Here is an 18,259-nt window from a genome sequence, read left to right as displayed (position 1 = left end):
CCGCCGTTCGACGCTAAGGACACCATATTGCGCGGCGGTCAAAGGCATGTTGCGCCGACGTTACGCAGTGGTGGTGCCGGACGCTCACCCTATGCTGGTTTGATGGCCCGCACCTTCGGTTCCTGGCTCTCCGGCCCGCCACCGTCCGAAGCTGGCGACGCCAGCCAGGGACCCAACGACTTCGCCGGCCAACGCCTTGGCCTGCCCCAGTCCGGGCCGGGCTCACTCGTCGGCACGGGGCGACGGGTCTTGGCCGTCACCCTCGACTGGCTGATCGCGATGGGTCTCACGTCGCTGGTGGGTTCGGTGGACCGCAGCGGCACGCTGGCCGATCACCGTGCACTCGTCCTGGAAGTGATCTGGCTGGTGCTCGGCGCGGTGTCGGTACGCCTGTTCAGCTTCACCCCCGGCCAACTGGCGCTGGGGCTTCAGGTGGTCTCGGTCGACCACCGGCAGCACGTCGGCATCGGCCGCTCCACGATCCGCGTGCTGCTCGTCGCACTGGTGATTCCCGCCCTGTTCACCGACGCCGACGGCCGCGGCTTCCAGGACCGGTTGACGGGAACCGCCATCGTCAGGCGCTAGACCTCGTGGCGGATCTGACCGTTCATCATCGTCATCGTGACCTTCGCCCGGTGAATGTCGTGTGGCTCGACGGTCAGAATGTTCTCGTCCAGCACGATGAGGTCGGCCAGCTTGCCGGTCTCGAGTGAGCCGACCTTGTCGTCGAGCCGGATCTGATGAGCCGCCCCGAGCGTGTTGGCGTGCACCGCCTCAGCCACCGACAACCGCTGGTCGACGGGTTCCAACACCGGTGAGTCCGGCTGCCCGATGAGTTGCCGGGTGACGCCGATCTGGATCGACTCCAACGGCTTGTACGTCGAGAAGTAACCTGCCGCAGGCCAATCCGTGCCCAGTGAAATGCGGCCGCCCGACTTGAGCACCTCCTGGGGCCGGTAGAGCAGGTCCTTGCGCGGGGAGCCGTACCTGGCGCCCATGTTCGTCACGGTGTCCGGATCGGCCGACATCCAGTTCGCGGAGAACTGCGCGATGACGCCGAGTTCGCCGAACCGCGGATTGTCGGAGTCCTCGACGTAGACCAGATGCGCCACGGCGTGGCGGCGCTCGCGCGACGGGTTGGCCTTGATCGCCTCGGCGATGGCGTCCAGTGCGACGCGGGCGGTGCGTTCGCCGCAGGCGTGCACGTGCAGGTCGAAGCCCGCGGCGTCGACGTCGCGCACCACCTGGTGCCACTGCTCCTCGGTGAAGGGCGACCCGCCGGTGCTGTCGGGGTTGTCGGCGTAGGGCTCGACCAGCCAGGCGGTGTAGCCGCCTTGGGTGCCGTCGCCGACGATCTTCACCACCGTGGCGTGCACCAGATCGGTGGAGATGCGATTGCGCAGCTCGGTCATCTTGGCCACCGTGTCGTCGACCGGCGGTCCCTTGATCGCATAGGACGCCACGACGCGGAACGGCAGCTCGCCGCGTTTCTCGGCGTCGACGTACAGCTCGAGGATCGCCCCCTGGTCCTCGCCGATCGGCGGCACCCCGGCGTCGAACACCGACGTGATGCCCGCCTCGGCCGCCTTCGGCGTCCACGACGCCAGCAGCGTGGCCATGGTCTCGGGGGAGATGGGTTCGACCGCGTTGACGATGCTCAGCACGGCGACGACCTCGAGGACGTACCCGGTGGGGTCACCGTTGGCGTCACGGGCGTAGTAGCTGAAGCCGGGGATGGGATCGGGGGTCTTGCGGTCGACCCCGGCGATCTGCAGCGCCTTCGAGTTGACCCAGAGGCTGTGGCCGTCGATGGCGAAGAAGAACGCGGGACGGTCCGGAAGGATCCGGTCCAGGTCCGCGCGCGTGGGCCCCTCGGGCCCGAACATGTCCACGCGCCAACCAAATCCGCGGACCGGACCGTCCGGATTCGCCTTGGCGTACGCCTCGATCGCGGCGAGCGCATCGGCACCCGTCGGCAGCTGCAGGTCGAGCCCCGAGGTCAGAAAGGCGCCCATGAACGGATGGATGTGAGCCTCGACGAAGCCGGGCATGAGCAACCGCCCGTCGAGGTCGACCACCCGGGTTCCCTCGCCGACCTGAGCCATCGCCCCCGCCTCGTCGCCGACGTGGGTGATTGTGTTGCCCGTGACCGCGAGGCCCTTGGCCCACGGGTCGGCGCCGGTGACGGTGTAGATCGGGCCGTTGCGGAAGACGAAGTCGGCGGGCTTGCCTGCGCTCGGTTCGGCCGCCGGGGTGCCACTGGACGAGGCCGACTCCCCGCTCGGCGAGCACGCCGTCATCGCCGTCGTCGCCGCGGCCACGGCCGCCACGGTGAGCACCGTCCGTCGGGTCGCCCGCGCGGCGCCGAACGACGCGAAGTGTGGCGCCCACTGGCATGCAGTACACATCGAAGCCCCCCAAAGGCGTCAAAGTCCATGGCCGGAACGCCATTTGGAGCCCGTCCAGCGGACGGGCGCAGTGGGGAGATTATCTGGTGACCCGGAAATCGGGGCCGAATTGCCCTACTTGCGACGGACGGTGCGCTGCACGCCGCGCATCTTCGCACCGGGAGGCAACGGACCCTTCGGCATGGCGGCCGGTCCCATCCGGGAACCCAGCGCTGCCAGCCGCGACTCCAGCGAGTCCATCTGCTTGGCCGTGATGTTGGCGGGCAGCTTGGTGAGGTGGCGCTCCAGCTTGGACAGCGGCACCTCGCCCTCGCCGTTGCCGACGACGAAGTCGTAGATCGGGATGTCGCCGATGAGCCGGGCGGTCTTCTTCTTCTCCTGCGCCAGCAGCGGCTTGACGCGCGTCGCCGAACCCTCGCCGACGAAGATCACGCCCGGCCGGCCGATCACGCGGTGCACCGCGTCGAAGTGTCCGGTCGCCGCGACACCGGGGGTGACGCGCCACTTGCCCCGCAGGTTGTCCAAGGCCCAGGCGGCCGCGCCAGTCTGGCCCTCGGCCTTGCGGTACACCGACTTCTGCGCACGACGCCCGAAGATGATGAACGCCACCAGCAGGCCGAGCACGATGCCCAGCGGGATCAGCGTCACGTAGGTGAACACGTTGCCGACGACGACGCCGATGACCACCGCGATCGCCACGATCAGCACGAACGCGCCGATCATGTACGGCAGGAGTCGGGTGTCCTCCTTGCGCTGAATCTGGAACGCCTGCCAGAGCTGACTGCGGCGCTCCTTGGATGCGGCCTTGCGGGCAGCCTTCGCCTCGGCCTTGGCGGCCTTGTCGACAACGGGCTTGCGGGTCTTCGCCATCGGATCAGGATACGGGTGGTGCGTTATTCGTCCGCAGTTGCGCCGCCTGCGCGTACAACTTGCCAGCCCGGTAGGACGACCGCACCAACGGACCGGCCAGAACACCGGGGAAACCAAGCTCCTCGGCGAACTTGCCGTGCTCGACGAACTCCTCGGGCTTGACCCACCGCTCCACCGGATGATGGCGAGCCGTCGGCCGCAGGTACTGGGTGATGGTGATGATGTCGCAGCCCGCCTCGTGCAGGTCGACCAACGCCGTCCGCACCTCCTCGGGGGTCTCACCCATGCCGAGGATCAGGTTGCTCTTGGTGACCAAGCCGTAGTCCCGCGCCGAGGTGATCACCGAGAGGCTGCGGTCGTAGCGGAACGCCGGGCGGATGCGCTTGAAGATGCGCGGGACGGTCTCGACGTTGTGCGCCAACACTTCTGGCCGCGTCTCGAACACCGTCTCGAGCTGTTCGGGGATCGCGTTGAAGTCGGGGATGAGCAGTTCGACGCCGGTGTTCGGGTTGAGTGCCTTGATCTGGCGCACCGTCTCGGCGTACAGCCACGCCCCGCCGTCGGGCAGGTCGTCGCGCGCGACGCCGGTGACGGTCGAGTACCGAAGGCCCATCGCCTGCACGCTCTCGGCGACGCGGCGGGGCTCGTCACGGTCCAACTCCGACGGCTTGCCGGTGTCGATCTGGCAGAAGTCACATCGCCGCGTGCACTGCTCGCCGCCGATGAGGAACGTCGCCTCGCGGTCTTCCCAGCACTCGTAGATGTTGGGGCAGCCGGCCTCTTCGCAAACGGTGTGCAAGCCCTCGCGCTTGACCAGGGCCTTGAGTTCCTTGTATTCGGGGCCCATCTTCAGCTTGGTCTTGATCCACGGCGGCTTGCGCTCGATGGGAGTCTCGGCGTTGCGTACCTCGAGGCGCAGCAGCTTGCGGCCGGTCGAGGAAACGGGCAGCTGGGAGATCTCGGACGGTTCGACGGTCACTTCGACAATGCTAGCGCTGGTCGGCCGTCGAGGGAGTCGGGCACCGCCACGGCCACGACGTCGGCGACCTCGTCGACGGTGATCCGGCGGCCGAGTTCGGCCGTCAAGGACGTGACACCTGCATCGGAGATGCCGCACGGCACGATCGAGGTGAACGCGGAGAGGTCGGAATCACAGTTGACCGCGAAGCCGTGCAGGGTCGTCGCGCGCGCCACCCGGATGCCGATGGCGGCGATCTTGCGGGCCGGTCGGCGGTCGTCGCCGGGAACCCAGACACCCGACCGGCCCTCGACGCGACCCGTCGCCAGCCCGAAGCTCGCGCACACCGCGATCAGCGCATCCTCCAGCCGGCGGACGAACTTCACCACGTCCAGTGGCTGAGCCAGGCCGATGATCGGGTAGCCGACCAACTGACCGGGACCGTGCCAGGTGATCTTCCCGCCACGGTCGGTGTCGACGACGGGGACGTCGGAGGCCACCGGGCGCTCGTGCGGCTCGGTCCGCCTGCCCGCCGTGAAGACCGGGGGATGTTCGAGCAGCAGCAGGGTGTCGGGGCCGCCGGCCACCCGGGCGTCGGCCAGCTCGCGCTGCATCTGCCACGCCCCGAGATAGTCAACCGAACCCAGTCGTCGCACGACGATGTCGGTGTCCGCCGACCGGACCGATGCTGCGCCCATGCCGTGAACGGTACGCGCGTCAGGAACCCTTCGGCGCGGTGACGTAGGCCATCGCCTCGCCGATCGTGTGGTGGCGAAACTCGAAGCCGGCCCGCTCCAGCGCCGCGGGAATCGCGCGCTGCCCGCCGAGGAGCCCCTCCTCGGCGAACTCGCCGAGGACGGCGCGCAGGGCGAACCCGGGAACCAGCATCGGCGTCGGCCGCTTCAGTGCCCGCCCAAGTGCGGCGGTGAACTCGGCGTTGGTGACCGGCGCGGGTCCGGTGCCGTTGACGGGTCCGGCGAGGTCGTCGCGTTCGATGGCGAACAAGAGCGCCCGCACCTCGTCCTCGAGGCTGATCCACGGCATGTACTGCCGACCGTTGCCCAGTCGCGCGCCGAGACCGAAACCGAAGAGCGGCTTGAGGCGCGCAAGCATGCCGCCCGCGGGGGACAGCACCAGACCGGTGCGCATCAGCACCACCCGCACGCCCGCGGCCGACGCCGTCTCGGTCGCCGCCTCCCAGTCCCGGCAGAGACCGGCGAGAAAACCGTGACCCGCGGGCCCCGATTCGTCGACGACGTGGTCACGCGTGTCGCCGTAGTAGCCGACCGCGCTCGAGTTGACCAACACCGGGACACCGGATTCGACGACTGCCCGCGACAGCACCTCGGTCGGGCCGATCCGGCTGTCGCGCAGGCTCTGCTTGAACGCGCCCGACCACCGCTTGTCGGCGACGCCGACGCCGCACATGTTGACGACGGCGTCCGCGCCGCGCAACGCACTCGCGTCGAACTCACCGGTGTCCGGGTTCCAGAAGATCTCGTCGGCGGTGGCCGGTGCGCGTCGCACCAACCGCAGCACTCGATGGTCGGCGGCCCGAAGAGCCGACGTCAGCGCCGAACCGATCAGACCCGAGGAACCCGCAATCGCGATGACGGCATTTCGCACGAGGCCTACAGTCCGAGGTCGGCCTCGAACGCTCCCTCTTCGAGACGCCGTTTGACCGTCGTCAGGAATCGGCCGGCGTCGGCCCCGTCGACGAGGCGGTGGTCGTAGGTCAGCGGCAGGTAGCACACCGACCGGACACCGATCGACTCGTTGCCGTTCTCGTCGACCACGACGCGCGGACGCTTGACGATGGCACCGGTGCCCAGCATCGCCGCCTGCGGCGGAACCAGGATCGGCGTGTCGAACAGCGCGCCCTGGCTACCGATGTTGGTGATCGTGAACGTGCCGCCGGACAGCTCGTCGGGCTTCAGGTTGCCCGAGCGCGCGCGTGCCGCGATGTCGGCGATCGCCCGTGCGATGCCGCCCAGGGACAGATCGCCGGCGTTCTTGACGACGGGGGAGAGCAGACCCTGTTCGGTGTCGACTGCGAAGCCCAGGTGCTCGGCGTCGTAGTAGGTGATCTCCTTGGAGTCCTCGTTGTAGCTCGCGTTGACGTTCGGGTGCGCCTTGAGGGCGTCGATCACCGCGATCGCGAAGAACGGCAGGTACGTGAGGTTGACGCCCTCGCGCTCCTTGAACGTCGCCTTCGCGCGGGCCCGCAGCGCCACGATCTTGGTCAGGTCGACCTCGTGCGTCTGCGTCAACTGCGCCGTCGTCTGCAGCGATTCACGCGTCTTCTTGGCGGTGATCTGCCGGATGCGGTTCGCCTTCTGCGTGGTACCGCGCAGGTGCGACAGCTCTGGCGCGGCGGCGGCAGGTGCCTTGGCGGCCGGGGCCTGGGCTGCGGCCGGTGCGGGCTCGGCGGCTGCCGGCGCCTTTGCGGCTTCCGCCGCGGCGAGCACGTCCTGCTTGCGGATGCGGCCCCCCACGCCGGTGCCCTTGACCGAGGTCAGGTCGACGCCGTTGTCGTTCGCCAGCTTGCGGACCAGCGGCGTCACGTACGGGCTGCCGTCGGACGCGGGTGCCTCGGCCGGGATGGCCTTGGGCTGCGGCTTCGGTTCGGCCTTGGGTTCCGGCTTTGGCTCGGGCTTGGGTTCTTCCTTGGGCTTCTCGGCCTTCGGCGCGGGCTCTGGCTCTGGCTCCGGCTCTGGTTCGGGCTTGGACTCCTCCGCCTTCGGCGCGGCGTCGGCATCGGTGTCCGTCTGCTCTTCGCGCGAGCGCTCATCGCCGATCTTGCCCAGTTCGCCACCGACCGCGACCGTGTCGTCCTCCTCCGCGGTGATCGACAGCAGGGTGCCTGCGACCGGCGACGGAATCTCGGTGTCGACCTTGTCGGTGGACACCTCGACCAGCGGGTCGTCGACCTCGACGGTGTCGCCGACGTTCTTGAGCCAGCGGGTGACGGTGCCCTCGGTGACGGACTCGCCCAGTTCGGGCATCACGACCGAGGTGGACTTGCCTCCACCGCTGCTCGGCTTGGCGGCCGGCTCTTCCTTGGCTTCGGGCTCGGGCTCGGGCTCCGGTTCTGGCTCGGGCTCCGGCTCGGACTTCTCCTCGGCGGCGGGAGCGCTCTCGCCGCCGTCGCCCTCGTCGGCGTCGCCGATCGTGCCGAGGTCGCCGCCGACCTCGACGGTGTCGTCCTCATTGGCGATGATCTTGGTCAGCACGCCCGCGGCGGGTGACGGGATCTCGGTGTCGACCTTGTCGGTGGACACTTCCAGCAAGGGCTCGTCGACCTCGACGGTGTCGCCTTCTTGCTTCAGCCATCTCGTGACGGTCCCCTCGGTGACGCTCTCACCAAGTGCGGGCATCTGGACGGTGATGGCCATGTGATGTGACTCCTCGAACGGTCGCTCGTAACGGTCGAAAATGCTCGCTGCCCATCCTGTCACGTCCGGGCCCGCAGGTCGTCGCAGACCGGCCGAGTTGCTCCTCTGGCACCATTGAAAGCTCGATCGAAGGGAGTTGAGGTCCAGTTGGGACTGTTCGATTCGTTCCGCCGACGCGGCTCCAAGGGCGGCTCCGACCGTCGAGACCCCGCGGCCGACCTCAAATACCTGAAGCAATGGGCGGCCGAACACCACGGCGTCGAGGCCTTCGTCGAACCCAAGACCACCGTCACCGAGGTGACCGTGGTGCTGGTGGCCGCCGACGGCGAATGGACCCGGCGCCGGGCCGGCGGCGACAAGGGTGCCCGCCAGCTCTCCGACAAACTCGACATCCCGGTCTACGACGTCCAGAAGGTCGGCTACCCCCAGCGCATGCGCGACTTCGACGCCCGCCGACGGATCGAACGCAAGCGCGAACTCAGACGGGAACTCGAAGATGACTGACGTGACGCAGACGACCGTCGCCAGTGCCGACGGCGTGCGCATCGCGGTCTACGAACAGGGCAACCCCACCGGGCCGACGATCGTCATGGTGCACGGCTGGCCCGACTCGCACGTGGTGTGGGACGGCGTCGTCGTACTGCTCGAGGAGCGCTACCGCGTCATCCGCTACGACAACCGCGGCGTCGGCAAATCGGCTGTGCCCAAGCATCATTCGGCGTACACCATGGCGCGTTACGCCGACGACTTCGACGCCGTCGTCGGCGCCCTGAGCCCGGCCCAACCCGTTCACGTCCTGGCCCACGACTGGGGCTCGGTCGGCATCTGGGAGTACCTGTCCCGGTCGGCGGCCGCCGACCGCGTCACCTCCTTCACCTCGATCTCCGGCCCGAGCGCTGAGCACCTCGACCGCTTCGTCGCGACCCGAATCCGGCGCCCGTACTCGCCGCGACAGTTCACCCGCGGTGTCGCGCAGTTCCTGCGGCTGACCTACATGGCCGCCAACTCGATCCCGGTGCTGGCGCCGGTCGCCGTCCGGGCGGCGTTCCGCGCTGGGCTGCTCGACCGCATGCTGGCCAAGGACGGTGTGCCCGCGCATCGGATCCACCACTCCGCGGACCTCGTCGACGACGCCGTCAACAGCATGAAGGTCTACCGGGCCAACTACTTCGGGTCGCCGGCCGTCGACCGGGCCGAGGGCCGAGTCGACGTGCCGGTGCAGCTCGTCGTCGCGAGCGGCGACCGGTTCGTGCGGCACTACGTCTACGACGACGCCGCGGCCTGGGCGTCGCGGCTGTGGCGCCGGGACGTCGTCGCCGGCCACTGGGTTCAGCTGTCGCACCCTCAGACGGTGGCCGACGCGGTCGCCGAGTTCGTCGACCACCTTGGCGGCGCCACCCCCGCCCGCGCCCTGTTGCGCGCCGAGGTCGGCAGGACGCGCGGCACCTTCGGCGACTCCCTGGTGTCGGTGACCGGCGCGGGAAGCGGCATCGGCAGGGAGACCGCGCTGGCGTTCGCCGGCCAGGGCGCCGACGTCGTCGTCAGCGACGTCGACGAGGCCAGCGTCGCCGAGACGGCCGCGATGATCACCGCGCGCGGCGGCGTTGCCCATCACTACGTGCTCGACGTCGCCGACGCCGAGGCCGTCGAGGACTTCGCCGAGCGGATCTGCGCCGAGCACGGCGTCCCCGACGTCGTGGTGAACAACGCGGGCATCGGCCACGCCGGCTCGTTCCTGGACACCCCCGCCGAGCAGTGGGACCGCGTGCTGGAGGTCAACCTTGGCGGCGTGGTCAACGGCTGCCGAGCCTTCGCGAAGCGGCTCGTCGACCGCGGCACCGGTGGCCACGTGGTCAACGTGTCGTCGATGGCCGCCTACGCACCACTGCAGGCGATGAACGCGTACTGCACGTCCAAGGCCGCGGTGTACATGTTCTCCGACTGTCTGCGGGCCGAACTCGCCGCCGCCGGAGTTGGCCTGACGACCATCTGCCCCGGCGTGATCGACACCAACATCGTCAACACCACCCGGTTCGACGCGCCCGCGGGACGCGGAGGCCAGGTCGCCGGGCGTCGCAAACAGCTCGAGGCGATGTTCGCCGCCCGGCGCTACGGCCCCGACAAGGTCGCCAAGGCCATCCTCTCGTCGGTCGCCAAGAACAAGGCGATCCGCCCGGTCGCGCCGGAGGCCTACCTGCTCTACGGCACCTCGCGGATCGCACCGCAGGTGCTGCGCAGCACCGCGCGCGGCTCGGTGATGTAACCCGGCGCCTCAGAGCTGGGACGCACCGCCGTCGACCGTCAACTCCGCGCCGGTGGTGTACGTCGCGTCGAAGCCCAGAAAGGCGATGGCCTTCGCCACCTCCTCGGGCTCCCCGAGGCGACCCATCGGGTTCACGGCCCGCTGCGCCGCGAGGAATTCGCTCGCCGCCTCGGCAGGCATGGACCGTTCGAGGATCCCGGTGTCGACTGGGCCGGGAGAGACGGCGTTGACCCGGATCCCTCGGTCGACCAGTTCCGCCGCGAACGTGCGGGTCATCGACCGCAGCGCGGCCTTGGTCGCGGAGTAGACGCTCGTCGTCGCGATGCCCTTGCGGTTGGCGATCGACGTCGTCAACACCACCGCGCTGCCGGGAGGCATGAGCGGGACGAAGCGCTGCACGGTGAAGAACGGTGCCCTGGTGTTGACGGCGAACTGGTCGTCGTACTGCTCACCGGTGGTGTCCTCGATCGTGGCTGCCGCCGTCGCGCCTGCGTTGAGCACCAGCAGGTCGACGCCGCCGAACTCGGCGGCCGCACGGTCGGCGAGACCGTCGACGTCCGCCACGTCGCGACGGTCCACCACCGCCCGCGGACCGAGGGCGGCCGCGGCGGCCGCCAACGACGCGGGGGTCCGGCCGGTGACGAGAACCCGGGCCCCGCCCGCGTCCAGCAGCTTGGCGGTGGCGAGGCCGATGCCGCTGGTCCCGCCGGTGATGACAACCCGCTTACCGTCGTAATCTGACATGTGAATCCCTTTCTTGGACAACTGATTAGAGCTGCGAGTCGCCGCCGTCGACGACCAGTTCGATGCCCGCGACGAACGTGGCGTCGAAGGCCAGGAACGCCACCGCGGGCGCGAATTCGCTCGGCTGGCCGAAGCGCCTCATCGGGTTGCTCGCGGTGAACGCGGCCTTGAGCTCGGCGGCTCGCTCCGGCACCTCCTTCTCCAACTTGCCGGTCTCGATCGAGCCAGGGCTGACGGCGTTCACCCGGATGCCCCGCGGCAGCAACTCACGGCTCAGCGTGCGGGCCATCGACCGCAGCGCGGCCTTGCTCGCCGAGTAGACGCTGAGCGCGTCCCAGCCCGTCTGATTCGCCGTCGACGTCGTCAGCACCACACCACTGCCCTCGGCCATCAGCGGCGCCAGCTTCTGCACCGTGAAGAACGGGCCCTTGGTGTTGATCGCGAACACGTCGTCGAAGGTCTGCTCGGTCACCGCGTCGAACGGATCGAAGCTGCCGATGCCCGCGTTGACGACTAGGGCGTCAACCCTGCCGAACTCGGCGCGCACCCGCTCGGCCAGCGCGTCGATCTCCGTCAGCGAGCTGGTGTCGCTGCGCACGGCGACGGCACTGCTGCCCAGTTGCTCCGCCGCGTCGTCGAGCGTCTCCTGGGTTCGTCCCGTGACGAGGACGCGTGCGCCCTCGGCCACCAGATGCCGGGCGGCGGCCAGCCCGAGGCCGCTGCTTCCGCCGGTGATCACTGCCGTCTTGCCGTCGTATCTACCCATGCAAAGGAGTCTCTGGCAGTTCGGCAGGGGTGTCCAAGACCCGTTCGGCACCCCGTCATGCCGAAACGGAATGGCGGCGCCGGAATAGCCGCGGTCGGCGGCTGGGTTGAACCCGCCCATGAGGACTTGCCGGTGAACGACTTCGGAACCGACCTCGAACTGCGGCTGGTGCGGTACTTCACCGTCGTGGCCGAGCAGCTGAACTTCGGACGGGCCGCGGCCGAGCTCCACATCGCGCAACCGGCCCTGAGCCGCCAGATCCAGCGGCTGGAACGGCAGCTGAGCGCGCCGCTGTTCGACCGCACGCCGCGTGGCACGGTGCTCACCGACGCCGGCAGGGCATTCCTCCCGGAGGCACAGGCCCTGCTGCGCGCCGCGCACCGGGCCACCCTGACCGCACGGGCCCACGCGCCTGCGGGCAACGTCGTCGTCGGCTACGTCGAGGACCTTGTGGTCACCTCGGCGATCCGTGAATTGCGGATTCGCCACCCGCAGGCGACGATCGGCACCCGCCACCTCGAATGCCACGACGGGCGCATGCTCGCCGACGGCCAGGTGGACGTCCTGGTGGCCCGCGCTCCGCTGCCGCACCCGGCCGACGACGTGCACGTCACGCTGCTCTACGAAGAGCCGCGGATGCTGGTGCTGCCGGCCGACCACCACCTGGCCGGGCGGGCGTCGGTGTCACTGCAGGACTTCGCCGGCGGTCTGCCCGTTTACTGCGCGCACGGCGCACCCCGCTCGATCTATCCGACCGACGCCGGCTCGCTAGCGGCGGGCCCCGTCGTCGAAAGCTTCGAGGACAGACTGGAATTGGTCGCCAGCGGTCAGGCGGTGGCGGTGGTCCCAATCGGTGACCGGCGCAGCTCGTTGCGCGCCGACCTGGCGTCCGTGCCGATCGACGACGTCCCCGCCAGCGAGGTCGTCGTCGTCACCAGGGTCGGCGACGCGAACCCACTCGTCGCCGACTTCGTCCGCGCCGCCCAAACCCACCTGGTGCCGGTGGCGGCGTAGCCCGTCAGCCGTTGGCGGCGATGTCCTCGAGGACGGCGAACATCGTCCGCGTCGGCACGCCGGTGCCGCCCTTGCCGGTGTAGCCCCACGGGCCGCCGGTGTTGTACGCCGGTGCGGCCACGTCGATGTGGGCCCACTGCACGCCATCGGCGACGAACTCACGCAGGTACACCCCGGCCACCAGCATGCCCGCGTACCGGGAGCCGCTGACGTTCGCGAGGTCGGCGACCGTCGACTTGAGGTCGTCCTTGAGCTCGTCGGGCAGCGGCATCGCCCACCCGTTCTCGCCGACGGCCTGCGACAGCGTCGCCACGCGGTCGCGGAACTCGTCGTTGCCCATCACGCCAGGGGTGCGGGCGCCGAGCGCGACGGTCTGCGCACCGGTCAGCGTCGACGTCTCGATGAGGTAGTCGGGCCCGTCCTCGCACGCCCGCACGATCGCGTCGGCCAGGATCAGCCGGCCCTCGGCGTCGGTGTTGAGCACCTCCACGGTGATGCCGCCGTACTGGGTGAGGACGTCACCGGGCCGCTGCGCGCTGGCCGACGGCATGTTCTCGGCCATCGGCACCGTCGCGACGACGTCGATGGGCAGGCCCTGCTTGGCGGCCAACACCACGGTCGCGATGACGGCGGCGGCGCCGCCCATGTCGGAGGTCATGTGATGCATGTTCGCGGCGGGCTTGATCGAGATGCCGCCGGTGTCGAAGGTAATTCCCTTGCCGACCAGGGCGACCTTCTTGGGCTTGCGGCCCTTGCCGCCCTTGTGGGTCAGGCGGACCAGCCGCGGCGGCCGGGTCGAACCCTTGCCGACGCCGACGATGCCGCCGTAGCCGCCCTTCTCAAGGGCCTTCTCGTCGAGCACCTCGACCTGCAGGCCGACCGACTCGCCGAGAGCCCGGGCGCGCTTGGCGAATTCGTCGGGGAACAGATGACTCGGCGGGGTGTTGATCAAGTCCCGAGCCGTCGCGACCGCGGTCGCGACGTTGGTGCCGCGGACGGCGTCGACCTTCGCGCCCTTCGCCGTCGACAACACCGTGATCTTGGCCAGACCCGGCTCCTTGGGGGCGGTCTTGGTGCTGCGGTAGTCGGTGAAGCGGTACGCGCCGAGGATCAGACCCTCGACCGTCGCCGCCACGTCGAGCTCGGACAGCGTCGTCACGACCTGCTCGACGCCGCTCAACGACCGCGCCGCCACCCCGGCGGCGCGCCGGATCACGTCGCCCGACCACTCGTCGCGCGACTTGCCGAGGCCGACCGCCAGCACGCTGGCGACGGGCAGGGCGGGGATGACGAGGCGAGAGGTCTGCTCGCTGCCGCCCTTGGCGCCGAGCGCCTTGAGTGCCACCTCGATCTCGCCGACGGCCTCGGCGTCGAGGAAGGGATTCGGGACGACCCGTGCCCGATCGTCGTCACCGGTGGCGACGGGAACGATCAGCACCGCAGCCCCGATGCCGCGCTTGGGCAGGCCGGTGGAGACGATGACGGTGGGGGACTGGTAGCCGGGTGCAGTGCTCACGGAAGTCACCCTAGCCAGGGGCGGTCGACCGTCGCGACCGCGCGACTTCTGCACGATGGTTGCCGTAGCCGGGAAAGCGCAGCCCTGGCGCAGAAGTCGACGGCGGCCAGCCAGGCATTAGTGTGGTTCGCCGTGAGTGACAACCTGCTGAAGGGTCCGCTGGAGGACCGCCACCGCGAACTGGGGGCGAGCTTCGCCGAATTCGGGGGCTGGCTGATGCCGGTGTCCTATGCGGGAACCGTCAGCGAGCACAACGCCACCCGCAACGCCGTCGGCCTCTTCGACGTCAGCCACCTCGGCAAGGCCCTGGTGGTCGGGCCGGGCGCCGCCGACTACGTCAACTCGACTCTGACCAACGACCTTCGTCGCATCGGACCGGGCAAGGCCCAATACACGTTGTGCTGCAACGACTCCGGTGGTGTGATCGACGACCTGATCGCCTACTACGTCTCCGACGACGAAGTGTTCCTGGTGCCGAACGCGTCCAACACCGCCGCCGTCGTCGCCGCCCTGCAGGCCAAGGCGCCCGCCGGGCTGACCATCACCGACGAGCACCGTTCGTTCGCGGTGCTCGCCGTCCAAGGCCCGAAGGCGGCCGAGGTGCTCGCCGCGCTGGGACTGCCGACCGACATGGACTACATGGGCTACGCCGACGCCGAATTCGGCGGGGTGCCCGTGCGGGTCTGCCGGACCGGTTACACCGGCGAGCACGGCTATGAACTGCTACCCGAATGGGACCGCGCCACGGTCGTCTTCGACGCGCTGGTCGACGCCGTCACGGCCGCAGGCGGCGAACTGGCCGGACTCGGCGCCCGCGACACCCTGCGCACCGAGATGGGCTACCCGCTGCACGGCCACGAGCTGTCACCCGAGATCTCGCCGCTGCAGGCCAAGTGCGGCTGGGCCATCGGCTGGAAGAAGGACGCGTTCTGGGGCCGGGAGGCGTTGCTCGAGGAGAAGCAGGCTGGCCCGCGCCGGGTGCTCCGTGGGCTGAAGGCCGTGGGGCGCGGCGTGCTCAGGGCCGACATGACGGTGCTCGACGGCGACCGCCCGGTGGGCGTCACCACCTCGGGAACCTTCTCTCCGACTTTGAAACTGGGCATCGCCCTGGCGCTGGTCGACGCCGACGCAGGCATCGCCGACGGTCAACGGGTGGCGGTCGACGTCCGCGGCCGGGCACTCGAATGCGAGGTCGTCGCACCGCCGTTCGTAGAGGCTAAAACTCGGTAGTCACGGGTTATACAATCGGCACATGACTGGTCCCCTCGACTTCACGCTTGCCCGCAACGCGAACCCGGCAAGCGACGAAGTACGGACCGGAATCCTGGCCGATCCCGGGTTCGGCCGGTACTTCACCGACCACATGGTGACGATCGACTACAACGAGGCCGACGGCTGGCACGACGCCAAGGTGCAGCCGTACGGCCCGATCCAGCTGGACCCGTCCGCGGTGGTGCTGCATTACGCCCAGGAAGTCTTCGAGGGCCTGAAGGCCTACCGCTGGGGCGACGGTTCCATCGTGTCGTTCCGGCCGGAGGCCAACGCCGCCCGACTGCGTAACTCCGCCCGTCGGCTGGCCATCCCCGAGCTGCCCGACGAGGTGTTCCTCGAGTCGCTGCGGCAGCTGATCGCCGTCGACGGCGACTGGGTGCCCGCCGCGGGTGGCGAGGAGTCGCTGTACCTGCGCCCGTTCATCTTCGCCACCGAGCCGGGCCTCGGCGTGCGGCCTGCCGTCGAGTACCGCTACATGGTGATCGCCTCACCCGCTGGCGCCTACTTCAAGGGTGGCCTCAAGCCGGTCTCGGTGTGGCTGTCCACCGAGTACGTGCGGGCCAGTCCCGGCGGCACCGGTGCGGCGAAGTTCGGCGGCAACTACGCCGCGTCTCTCCTCGCGCAGGCGGAGGCGACCGAGCACGGCTGCGACCAGGTGGTCTGGCTGGACGCCATCGAACGCCGCTACGTCGAGGAAATGGGTGGCATGAACCTGTTCTTCGTTCTCGGCAGCGGTGGCACCGCCCGTCTTGTCACCCCGGAACTCAGCGGCTCCCTGCTGCCCGGCATCACGCGAAACTCGTTGCTGCAGTTGGCAACCGACGCGGGATTTTCGGTCGAGGAACGCAAGATCGACGTCGATGAGTGGCAGAAGAAGGCCGCCGCAGGGGAGATCACCGAGGTGTTCGCCTGCGGCACCGCCGCGGTGATCACCCCGGTCTCGCACGTGAAGTCCGGCGACGGCGACTTCACCATCGCCGACGGCGAGCCAGGCGAGGTGACGATGGCGTTGCGTGACACCCTCACCGGCATCCAGCGCGGCACGTTCGCCGACACCCACGACTGGATGACCCGGCTCGGCTGAGTTAGCCGACCGCCAGTCCCAGCGCGGCGATCGTCGTCGTCAGCTCGACGCATGCGCCCAGCACGTCGCCGGTGACGCCGCCGAACCGGCGGACGCAATGTGCCACCAGCACGGCGCTGATCGCGACCGCCACCACCACCGCGACGGGTCCCTGCCACGGCCGGTCGGTGGCCAAGACGGCGCCAGCCGCGAGCGCGACGACCCAGGCTGCCGCCACCCACACCGGTTGCGTACCGGCCACCAACGACGCCATGGTGCCGCCCGGTGCGGCCGGCACGCCGCGACGACAGGCCACCACCACCGCCACCCGGCCCGCCACCACGGCCACCACGACCGCGACCGGGTCCAGCATGGTGAACGTCAGGCCCTGGACCACGATCGCCACGACGATCGCGGCGACCCCGAACGGGCCGGCGGGCCCGTCGCGCATGACGGCCAGCGCACGCTCCGGCGGCCCGTAGCAGCCGAGCCCGTCGACGGTGTCGGCGAAGCCGTCGACGTGCAGGCCTCGGGTCGCCAGCAGCAGGATGGTCACCACGGCCATGCCTGTCAACGGGTTCCCTGCGCCGAACGCGTGCGCGGCCAGCCACGCACCCGCCGCCGCCACCGCGCCAAGGGCCACCCCGACCACGGGTAGCGCGGTCAGGGCGCCACGACCGAAGGACTGCCGGGTGCGCACCGGCACGACGGTGCCGAACGCGAAAGCCGATGCGACGGAGCCGATCACGTGGACGGTCGCCCCTTGACCGTCAGGGGCTGGCCCGCGACGACCAGGACGACCTCGTCACAAACGGCGGCGAGGCGTTGATTCAAGGTCCCCAGCGCGTCGGCGAATCGGCGACCGGACTCGGTGGCGGGCACCACCGTCAGCCCGACCTCCGGACTGACGAGGGCGAGCGGCCCGCGGAATTCGCCCACCGCGGTGACCAAGTCGTCGACGTCGGGTGTGACGTCCCCGCCGGTCCACGCGTCCCGGCGGTCCATGACGGCGACCAACCAGCCGCCGACGTCGTCGACCAGGGTGGGAACTTCGGGGTCAGTACGCAAATGCGTTGCCACGTCGGTGCTTTCGACGGTCGACCACCGATCGGGTCGGCGCTGCCGATGGGTCGCGACCCTGGCCGCCCACTCGGGACCGTCTGAGACCGCACCGGTGGCCACGTAGCGGACCTCACCTGAGGTGGCGGCGCGGCTGATCGCCGCTTCCGCCCACTGCGACTTGCCGGATCGGATGCCGCCGAGCGCGAGGACGCGCACGTCGAATCAGGCGATCGTGGCGCCGCGCTCGACCTGGGGGCGGGGTGCCCGCATGCGGCGCAGCTGAGACGCCCGACTGGCGGCGTAGAAGCCGAGCTTCCAACCACTTTCGGTGTTGTCGGGGAACTTCGCGTCGACGGCCTTGTTGACCCGCCGTCCGATCAGAACCCCGTCGATCACCATGACGGCCACCAGTCCGAGCATCACGAACTGCACGTAGTACTGAATCTCGACCGACGGCAGCGACAGCATCACGAACACCAGGGCGAGCGCGGCAGGCATGAACAGCCCGAGCAGGTTGCGCCGCGCATCGACGATGTCGCGCGTGTAGCGGCGCAGCGGGCCCTTGTCGCGAGGGAGCAGGTACGAGTCCTCACCCGACATCATCTTCTCGCGGCGGTCAGCCATCGCGGCGCGGCGCACCAGCTTGTCGGCCTTGCGCTCTTCCTTGCTCATCGTCTGCTTGGCGGCCTTCTTGCGCTTGCGCGCCTCCGCCGACGTCATCGGAGCAGGCGCGACCGGACCGCGGCTGCGGGTCTGGTTGCGCTTGGGGGTGGGCCGTCCCTTCGGAGCGGTGGCCCGCGCCCTGGCCTCCTGCTCGGCCACGGACATCCCGGCGACGGAGGAGGACGCGTCGCTCTCCTCGGGTGGGGGATTGTCCTTCTTGCGACCCAGCAGATTCACGCCTCCCAGGTTACTTACATCCTGGCGG

Annotated in this window: 18 protein-coding genes; 6 read left to right on the top strand and 12 right to left on the bottom strand. The window is 69.7% G+C overall.

Annotated features, from left to right (window positions below):
* Positions 1–102: 102 nt before the first annotated feature.
* Positions 103–585: an RDD family protein gene (locus ASD37_RS17625; RefSeq protein ID WP_056553992.1), complete on the top strand. Its 483-nt coding sequence runs from the start codon at positions 103–105 to the stop codon at positions 583–585.
* Here ASD37_RS17625 and ASD37_RS17620 read toward each other — a convergent pair.
* The 6 genes from ASD37_RS17620 to sucB all read right to left on the bottom strand — a co-directional run bounded on the left by ASD37_RS17620 (position 582) and on the right by sucB (position 7,631).
* Positions 582–2,408 carry an amidohydrolase gene (locus tag ASD37_RS17620; RefSeq protein WP_200959923.1) on the bottom strand — a complete coding sequence of 609 codons (1,827 nt, stop codon included), beginning with the start codon at positions 2,406–2,408 and terminating at the stop codon, positions 582–584. The genes ASD37_RS17625 and ASD37_RS17620 overlap by 4 nt on opposite strands.
* Positions 2,409–2,522: 114 nt before the next feature.
* Entirely contained in the window at positions 2,523–3,278 is a 756-nt protein-coding gene (locus tag ASD37_RS17615; RefSeq protein ID WP_056553987.1) for a DUF4191 domain-containing protein, read from the bottom strand.
* 4 nt (positions 3,279–3,282) lie between these two features.
* On the bottom strand, positions 3,283–4,257 hold the full coding sequence (gene lipA, locus ASD37_RS17610; RefSeq protein ID WP_056553984.1) for a lipoyl synthase: 975 nt from the start codon (positions 4,255–4,257) through the stop codon (positions 3,283–3,285).
* Positions 4,254–4,934: a lipoyl(octanoyl) transferase LipB gene (gene lipB, locus ASD37_RS17605; RefSeq protein ID WP_056553981.1), complete on the bottom strand. Its 681-nt coding sequence runs from the start codon at positions 4,932–4,934 to the stop codon at positions 4,254–4,256. Before lipB ends, lipA begins: the two co-directional genes overlap by 4 nt.
* A 19-nt stretch (positions 4,935–4,953) precedes the next feature.
* Positions 4,954–5,862 carry a TIGR01777 family oxidoreductase gene (locus ASD37_RS17600; protein ID WP_056553979.1) on the bottom strand — a complete coding sequence of 303 codons (909 nt, stop codon included), beginning with the start codon at positions 5,860–5,862 and terminating at the stop codon, positions 4,954–4,956.
* Positions 5,863–5,867: 5 nt separating this feature from the next.
* Positions 5,868–7,631, bottom strand: coding sequence for a 2-oxoglutarate dehydrogenase, E2 component, dihydrolipoamide succinyltransferase (sucB, locus tag ASD37_RS17595; RefSeq protein ID WP_056553976.1), 1,764 nt, complete (start codon positions 7,629–7,631; stop codon positions 5,868–5,870).
* A gap of 147 nt (positions 7,632–7,778) precedes the next feature.
* Between sucB and ASD37_RS17590 the strand changes: the two genes are divergently transcribed.
* Both ASD37_RS17590 and ASD37_RS17585 read left to right on the top strand, forming a co-directional pair.
* A complete protein-coding gene (locus ASD37_RS17590) occupies positions 7,779–8,135 on the top strand; it encodes a hypothetical protein (RefSeq protein ID WP_056553973.1) in 357 nt (118 codons plus the stop codon).
* On the top strand, positions 8,128–9,894 hold the full coding sequence (locus ASD37_RS17585) for an SDR family oxidoreductase (protein WP_056553970.1): 1,767 nt from the start codon (positions 8,128–8,130) through the stop codon (positions 9,892–9,894). Before ASD37_RS17590 ends, ASD37_RS17585 begins: the two co-directional genes overlap by 8 nt.
* 9 nt (positions 9,895–9,903) lie before the next feature.
* Here the strand turns inward: ASD37_RS17585 and ASD37_RS17580 are convergent, their stop codons facing one another.
* Both ASD37_RS17580 and ASD37_RS17575 read right to left on the bottom strand, forming a co-directional pair.
* Positions 9,904–10,638: an SDR family oxidoreductase gene (locus ASD37_RS17580; protein WP_056553967.1), complete on the bottom strand. Its 735-nt coding sequence runs from the start codon at positions 10,636–10,638 to the stop codon at positions 9,904–9,906.
* A gap of 25 nt (positions 10,639–10,663) precedes the next feature.
* A complete protein-coding gene (locus ASD37_RS17575) occupies positions 10,664–11,404 on the bottom strand; it encodes a glucose 1-dehydrogenase (protein ID WP_056553964.1) in 741 nt (246 codons plus the stop codon).
* A gap of 132 nt (positions 11,405–11,536) precedes the next feature.
* Here ASD37_RS17575 and ASD37_RS17570 point away from each other — a divergent pair, with 132 nt between their 5' ends.
* Positions 11,537–12,418, top strand: a complete 882-nt coding sequence (locus tag ASD37_RS17570; RefSeq protein WP_056553961.1) for a LysR family transcriptional regulator — start codon at positions 11,537–11,539, stop codon at positions 12,416–12,418.
* Positions 12,419–12,422: 4 nt separating this feature from the next.
* On the opposite strand, the gene ASD37_RS17565 is transcribed toward ASD37_RS17570, so the two are convergent.
* Positions 12,423–13,934, bottom strand: a complete 1,512-nt coding sequence (locus ASD37_RS17565) for a leucyl aminopeptidase (RefSeq protein ID WP_056553958.1) — start codon at positions 13,932–13,934, stop codon at positions 12,423–12,425.
* A gap of 120 nt (positions 13,935–14,054) precedes the next feature.
* Here ASD37_RS17565 and gcvT point away from each other — a divergent pair, with 120 nt between their 5' ends.
* Together gcvT and ASD37_RS17555 are read left to right on the top strand one after the other, a co-directional pair.
* Entirely contained in the window at positions 14,055–15,164 is a 1,110-nt protein-coding gene (gene gcvT / locus ASD37_RS17560; RefSeq protein ID WP_056553956.1) for a glycine cleavage system aminomethyltransferase GcvT, read from the top strand.
* Between the two features lie 22 nt (positions 15,165–15,186).
* Positions 15,187–16,290, top strand: a complete 1,104-nt coding sequence (locus tag ASD37_RS17555; protein WP_056553952.1) for a branched-chain amino acid aminotransferase — start codon at positions 15,187–15,189, stop codon at positions 16,288–16,290.
* A 1-nt stretch (position 16,291) separates the two neighbouring features.
* Here the strand turns inward: ASD37_RS17555 and ASD37_RS17550 are convergent, their stop codons facing one another.
* From ASD37_RS17550 to ASD37_RS17540, 3 genes are read right to left on the bottom strand one after another with little or no spacing between them, the layout of a single operon-like run.
* Positions 16,292–17,017 carry an adenosylcobinamide-GDP ribazoletransferase gene (locus ASD37_RS17550; protein ID WP_056553949.1) on the bottom strand — a complete coding sequence of 242 codons (726 nt, stop codon included), beginning with the start codon at positions 17,015–17,017 and terminating at the stop codon, positions 16,292–16,294.
* Positions 17,014–17,547, bottom strand: a complete 534-nt coding sequence (locus ASD37_RS17545) for a bifunctional adenosylcobinamide kinase/adenosylcobinamide-phosphate guanylyltransferase (protein ID WP_056553946.1) — start codon at positions 17,545–17,547, stop codon at positions 17,014–17,016. Before ASD37_RS17545 ends, ASD37_RS17550 begins: the two co-directional genes overlap by 4 nt.
* Positions 17,548–17,553: 6 nt before the next feature.
* Positions 17,554–18,231, bottom strand: coding sequence for a DUF3043 domain-containing protein (locus tag ASD37_RS17540; protein ID WP_056553943.1), 678 nt, complete (start codon positions 18,229–18,231; stop codon positions 17,554–17,556).
* Positions 18,232–18,259: the final 28 nt, after the last annotated feature.

The sequence above is a fragment of the Mycobacterium sp. Root135 genome (assembly GCF_001426545.1).
In the GTDB taxonomy this organism is placed as follows: domain Bacteria; phylum Actinomycetota; class Actinomycetes; order Mycobacteriales; family Mycobacteriaceae; genus Mycobacterium.
This window is presented reverse-complemented; position numbering and strand designations above follow the sequence as displayed.

Excerpts from the sequence above, each read along its gene's own strand:
- ASD37_RS17625 (WP_056553992.1), top strand. The coding sequence starts at position 103 with ATGGCCCGCACCTTCGGTTCCTGGCTCTCCGGCCCGCCACCGTCCGAA.
- ASD37_RS17620 (WP_200959923.1), bottom strand. The coding sequence starts at position 2,408 with ATGTGTACTGCATGCCAGTGGGCGCCACACTTCGCGTCGTTCGGCGCC.
- ASD37_RS17615 (WP_056553987.1), bottom strand. The coding sequence starts at position 3,278 with ATGGCGAAGACCCGCAAGCCCGTTGTCGACAAGGCCGCCAAGGCCGAG.
- lipB (WP_056553981.1), bottom strand. The coding sequence starts at position 4,934 with ATGGGCGCAGCATCGGTCCGGTCGGCGGACACCGACATCGTCGTGCGA.
- sucB (WP_056553976.1), bottom strand. The coding sequence starts at position 7,631 with ATGGCCATCACCGTCCAGATGCCCGCACTTGGTGAGAGCGTCACCGAG.
- ASD37_RS17585 (WP_056553970.1), top strand. The coding sequence starts at position 8,128 with ATGACTGACGTGACGCAGACGACCGTCGCCAGTGCCGACGGCGTGCGC.
- ASD37_RS17580 (WP_056553967.1), bottom strand. The coding sequence starts at position 10,638 with ATGTCAGATTACGACGGTAAGCGGGTTGTCATCACCGGCGGGACCAGC.
- ASD37_RS17575 (WP_056553964.1), bottom strand. The coding sequence starts at position 11,404 with ATGGGTAGATACGACGGCAAGACGGCAGTGATCACCGGCGGAAGCAGC.
- ASD37_RS17555 (WP_056553952.1), top strand. The coding sequence starts at position 15,187 with ATGACTGGTCCCCTCGACTTCACGCTTGCCCGCAACGCGAACCCGGCA.